The following is a 14,661-nucleotide window of genomic DNA, read 5'->3' as shown; positions in this document are numbered from 1 at the left end:
GGGTGAGGGTTACTTCACTGAGGGGGTTACGAAGGGGGGCTTCGTCAGCTTCAGGGGGGCTCGGCGGCCTCGGATGTCGATCTCGACCTCGTCGCCGTCCGCGAGGTTGGCGTCGGTGTTCAACAGGGCCAGCGCTATGCCCTGTTTGCGGGTCGGGGAGAAGGTGCCGCTGGTCACCTCACCCACCTGGGTGTCGCCCACGTGCAGGGTCATGCCGGGGCGGGGGATGGCACGGTCGACGGCCACCAGGCCGCGCAGCGTACGCCGAGGGCCGGCGGCCTTCTCGGCGAGCAGCGCGTCGCGGCCCCAGAAGGCCGGCTTGTCCCAGCCGACCGCCCAGCCGGAGCGGGCCTGCACCGGGTTGATGTCCAGGGAGAGATCCTGCCCGTGCAGCGGGTAACCCATCTCGGTCCGCAGCGTGTCCCGGGCGGCCAGCCCACAGGCGCGCAGCTCGAACGCCGCGCCGGCGGCGAAGAGCGCGTCCCAGACGGCGATCGCGTGCTCCGCCGGCACCACCAACTCGTAGCCCAGCTCGCCCGTGTAGCCGGTACGGCAGACGGTCAGCTCGACCCCGGCCAGGCTCGCGGCGGAGAAGCTCATGTAGCCGTGTTCGGTGGGCAGGTCCAGGGCGGCCAGCAACTCGGCCGAGCGGGGGCCCTGCACGGCCAGCACCGCGTACGCCTCGTGCTCGTCGGTGACGGTCACCTGCGCGGGCGCGGCGGCGCGCAACCGGCGCACCACCTCGGCGGTGTTCGCCGCGTTCGGAATGAGGAAGACATGGTCGTCGGCGTAGAGGTAGGCGATGATGTCGTCCACCACACCGCCGGTGGCGTCGTCGCAGCAGAGCGTGTACTGCGCCCGGCCCGGGCCGATCCGGCCGAGGTCGTTGCTGAGGCAGGAGTTGACGAAGTCGGCCGCGCCGGGGCCGCTCACCCGGGCCTTGCCCAGGTGTGACACGTCGAATACCCCGACTGCCGTACGCACCGCGGTGTGCTCCTTGAGCACTCCGCCGCCGGCATACTCCAGCGGCATCTCCCAGCCCCCGAAGGGGGCGAGCTTGGCTCCGGCGGCGGTGTGCCGCTCGTGCAGCGGGGAACGGCGCAGCCGGGTCGCGGCGGCGTCGGAGGTCACGTCGGTCATGGGTGGCAACTTACCGGGGGCAACGTCGCTGGTTAGCATCGGCGGGAGCCCGCTGGCGCTGTCGGCGGGACAGCCATGACGTCCGGCGGGTAGGTTCCGCCGGAGACCTTCACCGCTGGTACGCGACGCCGCGACCGGCCCGGCCCGCCCGGAGTAGCTTCAGTGACTTCACCCCGCACCACCAACCTGAGCCTGGTCGACACCGACCCGGCCGAGCTCGCCGTCGACGCGATCGTGATCGGCGTGCACAGCCAGACCGGAGAGCAGGGCGCCACCAGCGGCCTCGCCGGCACCCTGCTGCTCGCCAGCGGCGCGGAGAGCATCGCGGCCGCCTTCGACGGCAAGCTGACCGAGACCCTCGCGCTGCTCGGCGCGACCGGCGGGCCGGGTGAGGTCATCAAGCTGGCCACGCTGGGCACCGTGACCGCCCCGCTGGTCACCGCGGTCGGGCTCGGCCCGGAGCCGTCGGGTGCCGCCCCGGCCCCGGAGACGCTGCGCCGGGCCGCCGGTGCGGCGATCCGGGCCCTGGCGGGCGCACCCACTGTCGCGCTGGCGCTGCCGCTGCCGGACGACGCGGACGCCTCGGCGGAGCTGCGCGCGGTCGCCGAGGGCGCGCTGCTGGGTGGGTACCGGTTCGCCGGTTACAAGACCCGGCCCCAGCCGACCCGGCGGGAGCCGGTGGCCGAGGTGCTCATCGCGGTGCCGGACGCCGGCGACGCGGGCGCCCAGGCGGAGATCACCCGGGCGCAGGCGGTGGCGGGCGCGGTCCGGCTCAGCCGGGACTGGGTGAACACCGCGCCCAACGAGCTGCGTCCGCCGTCGTTCGCCGACGCGGTCGCCGACGCGGCGCGCGAGGCGGGCCTCGACGTCGAGGTGCTCGACGAGGCGGCGCTGGCCGCTGGCGGGTACGGCGGCATCGTCGCGGTCGGCCAGGGCTCGGAGGCCCCGCCGCGGCTGGTGAAGCTGACCTACACCCCGCAGGGCGGCGGCAACGGCAAGCGGGTCGCGCTGGTCGGCAAGGGCATCACCTTCGACACCGGCGGCATCTCGATCAAGCCGGCGCAGGGCATGTGGGAGATGAAGTCCGATATGGCGGGCGCCGCCGCGGTGGGCGCGGCCATGCTGGCGATCGCCGCGCTGAAGCCGACGGTGGCGGTCAGCGCGTACCTGCCGATGGCGGAGAACATGCCGTCGGGCACCAGCTACCGGCCGGGTGACGTGATCACCATGTTCAACGGCAAGCGGGTCGAGGTGCTCAACACCGACGCCGAGGGTCGGATGATCCTGGGCGACGCCATCGCCCGCGCCTGCGCGGACGGCACCGACTACCTGTTCGAGACCTCCACCCTGACCGGCGGCCAGGTGATCGCGCTGGGCAAGCGGATGGCCGGCGTGATGGGCACCCCGGAGCTGTGCGACCGGGTGAAGGTGGCCGGCGACGCCGTCGGCGAGCCGGCCTGGCCGATGCCGCTGCCCGACGACGTCCGTAAGGGCATGGAGTCGGATGTGGCGGACATCTCGCAGGTCAACGCCGGAATGGACCGGGCCGGTCACATGCTGCAGGGCGGCGTGTTCCTGCGCGAGTTCGTGACCGACGACGTGGCGTGGGCGCACATCGACATCGCCGGGCCGGGCTACCACTCGGGTGAGCCGACCGGCTACCTGACCAAGGGCGGCACCGGCGTACCGGTCCGCACGCTGGTGCAGCTCGTCGAGGATGTCGCCACCAACGGCTGACGGGACACGCGAAAGGGGGCCCCCTGAGCAGGGGCCCCCCTTTCGCGTGGGTCAGTACCGCTCGGGGCGCCGTTTGCGGCGCTCGTTGAAGTCGCGCATCCGCTGCGGGTAGCCCATCAGCCGGACGTCGTACACCGGGATGCCCATCCGGTACGCGAAGCGCCGGGCCCCGTCCGGGCCGTCGATGCGCCGGCGGGTCCACTCCCCGTCGTCGGCGATCAGGATGACAGTGGTCTCCGTCACTGTCGTCCTGGGCTCGATGTACGCCTCGACGCCGCGCCGGCTCCGGATGAAGTTCTCCAGATGCTCCAGATCGCCACGATCGGCGGCACGGTCATGGCTCGGCACAGCCGCCTGTTTGCGGCGCCGGAACAACCCCACCGGATCTCTCCCCCACCGTGCGTCATCGACAACGGTGCCAAGGGTACGTGTCGATGACGTGTCGTTGGGCACCTCAGTACGCACCCTGTGCTCAGTGGTGACAAGATGACCGAGGTGGGGTGTGTCCGTGTTACACCCCCGTGACCCCCGATGCAGCGACGCGACCTGGGAGTTGGACGTGAGCGAGCCGAACGAAGCGACCTTCGACATTGTCATTCTCGGAGGTGGCAGCGGCGGCTACGCGACCGCGCTGCGCGCCGCCCAGCTGGGCCTGAAGGTCGCGCTGGTCGAGAAGGGCAAGCTCGGGGGCACCTGCCTGCACAACGGCTGCATCCCGACGAAGGCGCTGCTGCACGCGGCCGAGATCGCCGACCAGGCTCGCGAGTCTGAGCAGTTCGGTGTGAAGGCCGAGCTGATCGGCATCGACATGGCCGGGGTCAACTCGTACAAGGACGGCGTGATCTCCCGCCTGTACAAGGGCCTGCAGGGCCTGGTGGGCGGCTCGAAGAACATCACAGTCGTCGAGGGCGCCGGCAAGCTGGTCGACAAGAACGTGGTCGAGGTGGCGGGCAAGCGCTACACCGGCCGCAACATCGTCCTGGCCTCCGGCTCGTACGCGAAGAGCCTGCCCGGCCTGGACGTCGACGGTGAGCGGATCATCACCAGCGACCACGCCCTCACGATGGACCGGGTGCCGTCGTCGGTGATCGTCCTCGGTGGCGGCGTGATCGGCGTCGAGTTCGCCAGCGTGTGGAAGTCCTTCGGCGTCGACGTGACGATCGTCGAGGCGCTGCCCCGGCTGGTCGCCGCCGAGGACGAGGAGTCGTCGAAGGCGCTGGAGCGGGCGTTCCGCAAGCGGAAGATCAACTTGAAGGTCGGCAAGCCGTTCGAGAAGGTCGAGAAGACCGAGAGCGGCGTCAAGCTGACCATCCAGGGCGGCGAGACCGTCGAGGCGGAGCTGCTGCTCGTCGCCGTCGGTCGCGGCCCGAACACCGCCAACCTCGGGTACGAGGAGCAGGGCGTCAAGACGGACCGCGGCTTCGTGCTGACCGACGAGCGGCTGCGCACCAACGTGCCGAACGTCTACGCGGTCGGCGACATCGTGCCCGGCCTCCAGCTCGCGCACCGGGGCTTCCAGCAGGGCATCTTCGTGGCCGAGGAGATCGCCGGGCAGACCCCCGCCGTGATCGACGAGGTCGGCATCCCGCGCGTCACCTACTGCGACCCGGAGCTGGCGTCGGTGGGTCTCACCGAGGTAAAGGCCAAGGAGCAGTACGGCGCCGACAAGGTCAAGACGTACAACTACAACCTGGGTGGCAACGGCAAGAGCCAGATCCTCAAGACCACCGGCTTCGTGAAGCTGGTCCGCGTCGAGGACGGCCCGGTGGTCGGCGTGCACATGATCGGCGCCCGGGTCGGTGAGCTGATCGGTGAGGCGCAGCTCATCTACAACTGGGAGGCGTACCCGGCCGAGGTCGCCCAGCTCGTGCACGCCCACCCGACCCAGAACGAGGCCCTGGGCGAGGCGCACCTGGCCCTCGCCGGCAAGCCGCTGCACGCGCACGCCTGATCATCCAAACCGCGGCGTCCGGCGACGGGCGAAGATCCCACCAGGGGAATGAAGGAGTCTGGAGAAAATGCCGGTATCGGTCACCATGCCAAGGCTCGGCGAGAGCGTCACCGAGGGCACCGTCACTCGCTGGCTCAAGCAGGAGGGCGACACGGTCGAGGTTGACGAGCCCCTGCTCGAGGTCTCGACCGACAAGGTCGACACCGAGATCCCGTCGCCCGCTGCGGGCGTGCTGAGCCGGATCGTGGTCGGCGAGGACGAGACCGCCGAGGTCGGCAGCGAGCTGGCCGTCATCTCCGGTGAGGGCGAGTCGACCGGCGGTGGCGAGGCCGCCCCGCAGGAGCAGGCCCCGGCCGAGTCGGTCGAGCCGGCCGCCGAGCCGACGGCCGCCGCCGAGGGCACCGCCGACGAGGTGGCCCAGGACGAGGCCCCGGCCGAGGCGCCGGCTCCGGCCGCCGCCTCGTCGGGCGAGGGCACCGCGGTGAAGATGCCCGCCCTGGGCGAGAGCGTCACCGAGGGTACTGTCACCCGCTGGCTGAAGCAGGTCGGCGAGACCATCGAGGTCGACGAGCCGCTGCTGGAGGTCTCCACCGACAAGGTGGACACCGAGATCCCGTCGCCGGTCGCCGGCACGGTGCTGGAGATCAAGGTCGCCGAGGACGAGACCGCAGCGGTCGGCGCCGACCTCGCGATCATCGGCGCTGCCGGCGGGGCCCCGGCCCAGGCGCAGCCCGAGCCGAAGCCCGAGCCGAAGGCTGAGGCCAAGCCGGCGCCGAAGGCCGAGCCGAAGCCGGAGCCGAAGGTCGAGGAGCCGACGCAGGGCGCCTCGTACAGCGAGCCCGCCGCGGAGACCGAGAGCTCGGCGCAGCCGGCGAAGACCGAGCAGGCCGCGCAGCCAGCCGCGTCGACCTCGACGCCGCCGCGCCCGTCCGCCCCGGCACCGGGTGCCGGCGAGGAGGCCGCCGGGTACGTGACCCCGCTGGTGCGCAAGCTGGCCAGTGAGCACGGCGTCGACCTGGCCTCGCTCAACGGCACCGGCGTGGGTGGTCGGATCCGCAAGCAGGACGTGCTGGAGGCCGCCGAGAAGGCGAAGGCCGCCAAGGCCGCTCCGGCTCCGGCGGCCGCTCCCGCCGCCGCTGCGCCCCCGGCCAAGCCGGCCGAGAAGCCGCAGCCGAGCGGCAAGCGGGGCACCACCGAGAAGCTCCCCCGGATCCGCAAGGCCATCGCCAAGCGGTTGCACGAGTCGCTGCACGAGATGGCGCAGCTCACCACAGTGGTCGAGGTGGACGTCACGCGGATCGCCAAGCTGCGGGCGCAGGCGAAGGACTCCTTCGTGCAGCGGCACGGCGTGAAGCTGTCCTTCCTGCCGTTCTTCGCGCTCGCCGCCATCGAGGCGCTCCAGACGCACCCGATCGTCCAGGCCAGCATGGACCTTGAAGGTGGCACGATCACCTACCCGGCGGCCGAGCACCTCGGCATCGCGGTGGACACCGAGCGGGGTCTGCTGACGCCGGTCATCCACAACGCCGGCGACCTCAACCTGGGCGGCATCGCCAAGCGGGTCGCCGACCTGGCCGAGCGGACCCGGACCAACAAGATCAGCCCGGACGAGCTGGCCGGGGCGACCTTCACGCTGACCAACACGGGCAGCCGGGGCGCACTCTTCGACACCCCGATCGTGCCGTCGCCCCAGTCCGCGATGCTCGGCACCGGTGCCGTGGTCAAGCGGCCGGTTGTGGTCAACGACCCGGAGCTGGGCGAGGTCGTCGCGATCCGGTCGATGGTCTACCTGGCCATGTCCTACGACCACCGGCTGATCGACGGCGCCGACGCGGCCCGCTTCCTGACCACTGTCAAGGAGCGGCTGGAGGCCGGCAACTTCGAGTCGGAGCTGGGCCTGGCCTGATCCACCCCGCAACGCCGAAAGGGCACCCCGGTCCGTCGACCGGGGTGCCCTTCCGTCTGCGGTCCTCAGCCCTTCAGCAGGGCTGTCGAGACCTGCCAGAGCCGCTCGGCGGCCTCCGGGTCCAGCGCGTACGCCGCGACTCCCGTCCGCCCACCGGGCTGGTTGGGGGCGGCCTCCTGACAGTCCTCGAAGTAGCGCCCGCCCACCCCGTCGAGCAGCGGTGAGGCGGCGACCAGCACAGAGGTGGCGGCGCCCTGCTCGACGGTCTTCCAGGTCGCCGCGTTACCGGCGCGCAGCCGGTCCAACTCCTCGTCGCTGACGTAGCGCTGGAGGTTGGTCCGGATCGCGCCGGGCATCAGCGAGTTGGTGAGGATGCCGTCGTCGGCCCAGCGCCGGGTGGCCTCAACGGCGAACAGCACGTTGGCCGTCTTGGACTGCCCGTACGCCTGCCACGGCTCGTACTCCCGCTTGTCGTACTGGATGTCCTCGAAGACCACCGGTGAGCGCAGGTGGGCGGCGGAGCTGACCGAGACGATCCTGGCCCCGTCGCCGGAGGCGAGTGCCGGGCGCAGCCCGGTGGCGAGCGCGAAGTGCCCCAGGTGGTTGGTGGCGAACTGCATCTCCCAGCCCTGCGGGGTGCGGGACAGGGGTGCGGCCATGATGCCGGCGTTGTTGACCAGGATGTGCACCGGGCCGTCCCAGTTGGCCACGAAGTCGGCGACCGAACCCTGGTCGGCGAGGTCGAGCGGTGCGACCAGGACGCTGTCGTTGCCGGTGGTGCCGGTGATGTCGTTGGCTGCCTGCTGACCCGCGTCCGGGTTGCGGACGGCCAGGGTCACCTCCGCGCCGGCGCTGGCCAGGGCGCGGGCGGTCTCCACGCCGATCCCGGAGGACCCGCCGGTGACGATCGCCCGCCGCCCGACGAGGTCCACGCCCCGGATCACGTCCATGGCCGTGGAGTGATGGTCGAACGAAGTGGTAATCGGGTTTTTGGTCGTCATTGTCCATCCTTGTCCGGGGTGGGCGGACCGACCGGCCCGCTGCGGAAGGCCGCGGCCCCGTGTTTCCCCGACCCGGGCCGGAGGTAACGCCAGACCCCGTCGCCATCGCCGTTCGTGCCTCCGACCAGCCCGGACGCTGCCAGAGTGGGATCGTGGGCGGCTACCGGCGGGGTGGACAGCTGGGACCGGCCGTCCCGATCGCCCCGGGCGCCCGGGTGGACAAGTTCGAGGTCTTCTTCGACCTGGTCTTCGTCTTCTCGTTCTTCATCATCACCCGCGCCACCGCCGCGAACATCTCCGGCCGGCAACTGCTGCACGCCGGCCTGGTGCTCGCCGTGCTCTGGTGGATCTGGGTGGTGCACAGCCTGGTCGCCACCCGGGTGCGGCTCGGCGAGGGCTACGTCCCGGTGCTCATGGTGATCGCGATGGTCGCCCTGTTCGCGTTCGCGCTGGCGCTGCCGCAGGCGTTCAACGACCCGAAGGAGAGCGCCGCCGGCCCGATGCTGGTGGCCATCAGCTACGTCGTGGTCCGGGCCGTACACATGATCCTCTATCAGCACGTGGTGCGGGACAGCCCGCAGGAGCGGCGGCAACTGCGGCGGTTCGCCCCGGAGCTGGCGGTGAGCATCGTGCTGCTGCTGGCCGCCGCGCTCATCCCGCCGCAGATCACCGACCCCGACCGGGCAGCCCTGGTCCGCGACGGGCTGTGGATCACCGTGGTGGTGGTGCAGTACGCCACCGGCTTCATCGTCGGGACCTGGGGCTGGGGGGTGACCAGCGCCGAGCACTGGACCGAGCGCTACGACCTCATCCTGATCATCGCGCTGGGCGAGTCGATCATCTCCACGGGCGTCGGCGGCAACCTTCTCGGCAAGCCGGTCACCTGGCCGGCGGTGGCCGCCGCCGCGCTCGGCATCGTGGTCACCGCCGCCCTCTGGTGGGCGCACTTCGACTTCATCGGGCCGGCCGCCCGGATCGCCCTGCACGCGGCGGAGGGCGGCCCCCGGGTGGCGATGGCCCGCGACGCGTACGCGTATCTCTACCTGCCGATGATCGCCGGGGTGATCCTCTTCTCGATCGGCAACGAGGAGATCCTGCACAAGATCACCGACCCGGCCGGCGGGATCGCCGAGAGGGTCGAGGGACCGGGGGTGCCGATGCTCTTCGGCGGGTTGATCTGCTACTTCGCCGTCAACCTGCTCTTCCAGTTACGCACCCTGCACACCGTCAGCTGGACCCGCGTCGGCGTCATAGTGGTGCTCACGGCGGCCCTCCCGGTCGGCCAACACCTGCCAGCGCTGGGCACGCTCACCCTCGCGACAGTGATCTGCGTGGCGCTGGTGGCCGTGGAGGTGACGGTGATGGCGCAATCCCGGCACGCCCTGCGGGCCGCCGTCTTTCAGGAGCGGACCTCCCACGAGGCCCACGAGGCCGCCTGGCGTGCGCGCTGGCACGACGTCCGGGAGACCGACGAGCCGACCACGCCGTGACTGCGGCGTTCCCCGGTTCGAGGGCGTGACCGGCCGGCCCTGGACGATCTCGATCCACCTCTGGCTCAGCGCGGAGCTGGCCCGGCTCCAGGCAAGCCTCGACACCCCGTCCCGGGACCTGCGGGCGCACTGCCTGACCTTCTGCGCCGCGCTCGGCCGACACCACACCGGTGAGGACGCGGGCGCGTTCCGGTTGCTGGCCGAGGAGGCCCCCGAGCTGCGCCCGGTCATCGACAACCTGATCACCGACCACGAGGTGGTGGCGGGGATCCTGGAACGGGTCGAGGCACTGCTGGGCGGCGACGCGGCGGTGCCGGTTGCCCAGGTGCGCGCCGAGCTGGGCGGGCTGGCCGCCCTGCTGGAGTCGCACTTCCGCTACGAGGAGAAGCGGCTGGTCACCGCCCTGAACGCGCTCACCGGTCGAACCGGTACGACCGAGGAACTGCTCGGCCTGACCACGCCCGGTTCCCTCTAGCCGGCCTCTGACGTCGGCGCGGTGCCGGGCAGACGCTCGTAAAAGCGGATCTTCTCCCGGAGGTGGTCGTACTGGCGCTGGAGCAGGCGCATCTGCTCCTCGACCCGCGCCGCGTGGTGGCGCAGCAGTTCGTGCCGCTCGTCGGCGGTGTGCTCGCCGTCGCGGGCCAGTTGCGCGTAGCGGCGCATCTGCGCGATCGGCATCCCGGTGTCGCGCAGGCAGCGGAACAGCACCAGCCAGCCGAGGTCGTCGTCGGTGAAGACCCGCTGCCCGCCTGTCGTCCGCTCCACGTCCGCGAGGAGGCCGATCTTCTCGTAGTACCGCAGAGTGTCCAGACTGAAGCCGCTGCGGCGGGCGGCCTCCGAGGGGGCGTAACCGCTCATGTCGCGAGATGGTAGTGCTTGACCTGGAGCGCGCTCCAGGTTGGAGGCTGGTGACCATGACGACGACACGGACGCTGGGACGCAGCGGCATCACGGTGAGCGCTATCGGAATGGGATGCTGGGCCATCGGCGGCCCGCTCTGGGGTGACGACGGGCAGCCGTTCGGCTGGGGTGAGGTGGACGACGACGAGTCGATCCGCACCATCCACCGGGCGCTCGACCTCGGGGTGACGCTGTTCGACACCTCCAGCAACTACGGCGCCGGGGACAGCGAGCGGATCCTCGGTCAAGCCCTCGCCGGGCGGCGGGACAGCGTGGTGATCGCCACCAAGTTCGGCAACGTCAGCGAGGAGGGCACCCGGCGGGCGCTCGGCACCGACGCCAGCGCGGCCTTCGCGGTGCGCAGCCTGGACGACTCGCTCCGCCGGCTCGGCACCGACCACGTCGACCTCTACCAACTGCACATCAACGCACTGCCGGTGCCCGCCGCGCTCGATCTGGTCGACACCCTGGAGGCCCTGGTCGACCAGGGCAAGATCCGCGCGTACGGCTGGAGCACCGACGACCCGGCCTCGGCGGAGGCTTTCGCGGCTGCCGGCCCGCACTGCGCGGCGATCCAGCACGACGAGTCGGTGCTGCGCGACAACGCGGCGGTGCTGGCGGTCTGCGACAAGCACGACCTGGCCAGCCTCAACCGTGGGCCGTTGGCGATGGGGCTGCTCACCGGGTCGACCCGGTCGGTCGGGGCCGACGATGTGCGCGGACGGGCGCCGGAGTGGCTGGAGTGGTTCACCGACGGTCGACCGACGCCACGCTGGGCGGCCCGGGTCGACCAGGTCCGCGAGGCGCTCACCGCCGACGGCCGCACCCTGGCGCAGGGCGCGCTCGGCTGGCTGCTGGCGCGCAGCCCCCGTACCGTGCCGATCCCCGGCCTGCGCACTGTGGCCCAGGCCGACGAGAACCTGGCGACCCTGGAGCGTGGCCCGCTCAGCCCCGAGTCCTACGCCGAGGTCGAGCGCCTCCTCGCCGACCTTCGTCCGGCCCCCGCGGCCTGACCACCGGGCCGGCCCACGCCCCGGGCGCCGTCAGCGGAAGTCGTCCGCGTGCTCGACGGCCCACTGCCGGAACGTGCGCCCGGGGCGGCCGGTCACCTGCTCGACGTCCGGGGCGACCCAGGCGTTGCCGTCGAGATGCCGGCCCATCTCCAGGAACCACTCGATCACCTCGGCGGGATAGTCGCCCTTCCAGTACTCCCGGGCCTGCTCGGGGGTCAATTCCTCGAACCGCACCGGACGGCCGATCGCCGCACCGATCATCTCGACCGCGTCCCGGCGCCGGACCGGCGCCGGACCGGTCGGCTGGTAGACCCGGCCGGCATGGCCGTCGTCGGTGAGCGCCGCCAGGATGACCGCGGCGATGTCCGCCTCGTGGACCAGGGCGCTGTTCCAGTCACCGAACGGCGCCCGGACCACCCCCTCGGCCCGGATGGCGGCCGCCCAGTCCCGGGTGTTCGCCATGAACTCGCCGGGAAACACGTGTGTCCACTCCAGACCCGAGTTCTCGATCGCCCGGTGCAGCGGCCGGTGCGGGGCCTCGAGCGGGTCGTCGTCGGCCCGGCTCGGATCGTTGTGACCGAGGTGGGTGACCCGACGGACCCCGGCCTTCCGGGCCAGCTCCAGGATCTCCGCACCGGTGGTCAGCGGTCCGTACCCGTCCATCGCGACCAGCTGCATGCGCGTGACGCCGCGCAGCGCCGGCGTCAGCGTGTGGGGCCTGGCGAAGTCGCCCGCCAGCACTTCCACCCCGTTGGGCAGCGCGGCGGCCGCCGGCGACGCGGGATCGCGGGTCAGTGCGCGTACGTCGTGGCCGGCGGCCACCAGTTGCCGGACCAGGCTGCCTCCGACGGTTCCGGTCGCTCCGGTCACCAGGATCGGCATGGTTCCTCCTCAGATGTCGCCCGACGGTGGGCACGGTGAGCCGACCCCGCCATTCCGGGGGCGCTGTCGGATGGCTCATGGTCAGCCAGTTCGATACCGGAAGCAATCGTGAACACCGCATTCACGTTCGCTCTGACCTGCGGAAACGCGACCGGCACCGAAAGCGCGCGATAGCGTTTTTCGGCCCCCCGGAGGCCCGTTGACCTGCGTTCTTCGCGCCGCACGGGGGCGTTCACAAATTTCTTCGCCGGTACGTCCCACAGCCGGTGACGTCGGCCGCGCCGCGCATCTGTCGGCGCCGTTCTGGACGAAGATGGGGGTATGCGGATCCTTCTGGCCGGCGCGTCCGGCTTCCTCGGCACCCGGCTGGCCGACCGGCTCGCGGCGGACGGGCACCAGATCACCCGGCTGGTCCGTCGGTCGCCGCGCGATTCGAAGGAGCGGCGGTGGGACCCCGCCGCCGGGCAGCTCGACCCGGCCGTCGTCGTCGAGGCCGATGCCGTGGTCAACCTGGCCGGCGCGGGCGTCGGCGACAAACGCTGGGACGACGACTACCGCCGGTTGATCCGCACCAGCCGGGTGGACAGCACCACCACGCTGGCGACCACCATCGCCGGGCTGCCCGCCGCGGACCGACCCCAGGTGCTGCTCAACTCGTCGGCCGTCGGCTGGTACGGCAACACGGGCGACCGGGCGGTCGAGGAGGACGCGCCGGCCGGCGAGGGCTTCCTGGCCGACGTCTGCCGGGTGTGGGAGGCCGCGACCCGGCCGGCCGAGGACGCCGGGGTACGGGTGGTCCGGCTGCGTACCGGTCTGCCGCTGGACCGCGACGGCGGGCTGCTCAAGCCGCAGCTGCTGCCGTTCAAGCTGGGCATTGCCGGCCGGCTGGGCAGCGGCCGGCAGTGGCTGCCGTGGATCTCGATGGCCGACTGGCTGGACGCGACCCGCTTCCTGCTGAACCACGACGAGGTCGCCGGCCCGGTGAACGTGGTGGGGCCGAACCCGGTGACGAACGTCGAGTTCACCCGCGAGCTGGCCCGGCAGCTGCACCGCCCGGCGATCATCCCGATCCCCGCCCTGGCGCTCAAGGTGGTCCTCGGCGGCTTCGCCCACGAGGCCCTCACCAGCACCCGGGTCCTCCCCGGAGTCCTGGCCCGCGCGGCCTTCCCGTACCAGCACCCCACCCTCCCCGCCGCCCTCCAAGCAGCACTGACAACCCCCTGACCCCACCCCGAACTCCACCGCGTTGGGTTACGGGGTGGGGTTCGGGCTGGGTGGGGTGGGTGGAGTTGGGATTCAGCAGCCGATTACCCAGTGGTTGGGGGCGGTCTGCTTGAGGGCGCTGGTGTAGAAGGTGTTGTACAGGCCCATGCGCTGGTTGGAGCCGTTGGCGTAGGCGTAGCCGCCGGACTGGTACGCCCGACCGGCCGCCACGTGCGCGTAGTTGCTGGCCGTCACGCAGGTCGGCGGCGTGGTCGGGGTGGCCGTCGGGGTCGGCGTGGGGGTGGGGGTGGCCGTCGGGGTGGGGGTGGCCGTCGGGGTCGGGGTCGGGTTCGTCCCGCCGCCGTTCAGACCGAAGAAGAGCGCGTCACGGTACGTCGAGCAGATGGTGTCCAGCATGTACGCGCCGGCGGTGCCGCACTGCTCGGCCGCCGAGCCCGGGTCCACCGGGGTGCCGTGGCCCATCCCGGAGATCCGGTAGAGCCGCACGTCGTCGTTGCCGTACACCTCGAGGCTGGTGTTGGCGGGCAGCGACGAGGTGCTGGTCGGGGTCTGCGACACGCCCCGCACGTTGGTCCACTGGTCGCGGGACTCGGTGCCGTTGAGCGGGGTGACGGTGGTGTCCGAGGTGCCGTGCCAGATAGCCACGCGGGGGCGCGGGCCGGTGTAGCCGGAGTACGCGCCACGGACAAGGTCGCCCCAGGCGGCCGGGGTCTTGTCCGCACCCGGGTTCATGCAGCTGAACGCGTTGACCATGCTGGTGGCGCACCGGTACGGGATACCCGCGATGATCGATCCGGCGGCGAAGACGTCCGGGTAGGTGGCCAGCATGACCGCGCTCATCGCCCCGCCGGCGGAGAGCCCGCTGACGTAGACCCGGGAGCCGTTCACCGCGAAGTTCGCCTTGGCGTGGTCGACCATCTGCTTGATCGACAGCGCCTCGCCCTGACCCCGGGTGGTGTCGCCCGCCTCGAAGAAGTTGAAGCAGGAGTTGGCGTTGTTGCCGGAGGGCTGCTGGGCGACGATCAGGGCGAACTTCCACTGGTCGGCGTACTTCTGCCAGCCGGAGTTGGCGAAGTAGCCGGAGGCGTTCTGCGTACACCCGTGCAGCAGGACGACGGCCGGGGAGTTGGCCGGCAGGCCGTCCGGCCGGTAGGCGTACATGGCGAGGTTGCCGGGGTTGGAGCCGAACCCGGTGACCTGGGTGAGGGTGGCGGCCTGGGCTGGTGCGGCGACGGCGACCGCGCCCGCTACGGCGAGGGCGAGCCCGGCGACCGCACCGAGCAGCCGGGTGAGGGTGGACGAGGAGCGGCGCACGGCGGCCTCCTGAGGGGCGGACTGTGAACTGGGTCACGGTCGAGTTGCCGTGACGTTACGACGATGTGTCGCCGCTATGACATGGGGCACACTCACACATTCA

General features: G+C 71.7%; 13 protein-coding genes. 7 read left to right on the top strand and 6 right to left on the bottom strand.

What is annotated here, in order from left to right:
- Positions 1–9 precede the first annotated feature (9 nt).
- Complete coding sequence (gene gcvT, locus ABZS40_RS07415) at positions 10–1,140, bottom strand: glycine cleavage system aminomethyltransferase GcvT (protein ID WP_354942502.1); 1,131 nt, start codon at positions 1,138–1,140, stop codon at positions 10–12.
- A gap of 162 nt (positions 1,141–1,302) precedes the next feature.
- On the opposite strand from gcvT, the gene ABZS40_RS07410 reads away from it, so the two are divergent.
- Positions 1,303–2,877 (top strand): leucyl aminopeptidase, encoded by a 1,575-nt coding sequence (locus tag ABZS40_RS07410; RefSeq protein WP_354942501.1) that lies wholly within the window; start codon positions 1,303–1,305, stop codon positions 2,875–2,877.
- 51 nt (positions 2,878–2,928) lie between these two features.
- Here ABZS40_RS07410 and ABZS40_RS07405 read toward each other — a convergent pair whose 3' ends face one another.
- Positions 2,929–3,258, bottom strand: a complete 330-nt coding sequence (locus ABZS40_RS07405; RefSeq protein WP_354942500.1) for a hypothetical protein — start codon at positions 3,256–3,258, stop codon at positions 2,929–2,931.
- A gap of 178 nt (positions 3,259–3,436) precedes the next feature.
- Here ABZS40_RS07405 and lpdA point away from each other — a divergent pair, with 178 nt between their 5' ends.
- Both lpdA and sucB read left to right on the top strand, forming a co-directional pair.
- Positions 3,437–4,828: a dihydrolipoyl dehydrogenase gene (gene lpdA / locus ABZS40_RS07400; RefSeq protein ID WP_354942499.1), complete on the top strand. Its 1,392-nt coding sequence runs from the start codon at positions 3,437–3,439 to the stop codon at positions 4,826–4,828.
- A 67-nt stretch (positions 4,829–4,895) separates the two neighbouring features.
- Positions 4,896–6,734 (top strand): 2-oxoglutarate dehydrogenase, E2 component, dihydrolipoamide succinyltransferase, encoded by a 1,839-nt coding sequence (gene sucB / locus ABZS40_RS07395; protein ID WP_354942498.1) that lies wholly within the window; start codon positions 4,896–4,898, stop codon positions 6,732–6,734.
- Between the two features lie 65 nt (positions 6,735–6,799).
- Here sucB and ABZS40_RS07390 read toward each other — a convergent pair whose 3' ends face one another.
- Entirely contained in the window at positions 6,800–7,735 is a 936-nt protein-coding gene (locus ABZS40_RS07390; protein WP_354942497.1) for an SDR family NAD(P)-dependent oxidoreductase, read from the bottom strand.
- Between the two features lie 152 nt (positions 7,736–7,887).
- Here ABZS40_RS07390 and ABZS40_RS07385 point away from each other — a divergent pair, with 152 nt between their 5' ends.
- Both ABZS40_RS07385 and ABZS40_RS07380 read left to right on the top strand, forming a co-directional pair.
- Positions 7,888–9,225 (top strand): low temperature requirement protein A, encoded by a 1,338-nt coding sequence (locus tag ABZS40_RS07385; protein ID WP_354942496.1) that lies wholly within the window; start codon positions 7,888–7,890, stop codon positions 9,223–9,225.
- Between the two features lie 25 nt (positions 9,226–9,250).
- Positions 9,251–9,700: a hemerythrin domain-containing protein gene (locus ABZS40_RS07380; RefSeq protein ID WP_354942495.1), complete on the top strand. Its 450-nt coding sequence runs from the start codon at positions 9,251–9,253 to the stop codon at positions 9,698–9,700.
- Here the strand turns inward: ABZS40_RS07380 and ABZS40_RS07375 are convergent.
- Complete coding sequence (locus ABZS40_RS07375) at positions 9,697–10,083, bottom strand: MerR family transcriptional regulator (protein ID WP_354942494.1); 387 nt, start codon at positions 10,081–10,083, stop codon at positions 9,697–9,699. The two genes, ABZS40_RS07380 and ABZS40_RS07375, sit on opposite strands and share 4 nt — an antisense overlap.
- 56 nt (positions 10,084–10,139) lie before the next feature.
- On the opposite strand from ABZS40_RS07375, the gene ABZS40_RS07370 reads away from it, so the two are divergent.
- A complete protein-coding gene (locus ABZS40_RS07370; protein WP_354942493.1) occupies positions 10,140–11,138 on the top strand; it encodes an aldo/keto reductase in 999 nt (332 codons plus the stop codon).
- Positions 11,139–11,168: 30 nt separating this feature from the next.
- Here the strand turns inward: ABZS40_RS07370 and ABZS40_RS07365 are convergent, their stop codons facing one another.
- Entirely contained in the window at positions 11,169–12,020 is an 852-nt protein-coding gene (locus ABZS40_RS07365; protein ID WP_354942492.1) for an NmrA family NAD(P)-binding protein, read from the bottom strand.
- A gap of 321 nt (positions 12,021–12,341) precedes the next feature.
- Here ABZS40_RS07365 and ABZS40_RS07360 point away from each other — a divergent pair, with 321 nt between their 5' ends.
- Positions 12,342–13,244 carry a TIGR01777 family oxidoreductase gene (locus ABZS40_RS07360; protein ID WP_354942491.1) on the top strand — a complete coding sequence of 301 codons (903 nt, stop codon included), beginning with the start codon at positions 12,342–12,344 and terminating at the stop codon, positions 13,242–13,244.
- 72 nt (positions 13,245–13,316) lie between these two features.
- Here the strand turns inward: ABZS40_RS07360 and ABZS40_RS07355 are convergent, their stop codons facing one another.
- Entirely contained in the window at positions 13,317–14,558 is a 1,242-nt protein-coding gene (locus ABZS40_RS07355; protein ID WP_354942490.1) for a PHB depolymerase family esterase, read from the bottom strand.
- Between the last annotated feature and the right edge of the window lie 103 nt (positions 14,559–14,661).

Origin of the sequence: Micromonospora sp. NPDC005324 (assembly GCF_040607155.1) — a bacterium.
Taxonomy (GTDB): Bacteria; Actinomycetota; Actinomycetes; order Mycobacteriales; family Micromonosporaceae; genus Micromonospora; species Micromonospora trifolii.
The sequence above is the reverse complement of the archived record's forward strand: the minus strand, read 5'-3'. Positions and strand labels throughout refer to the sequence as shown.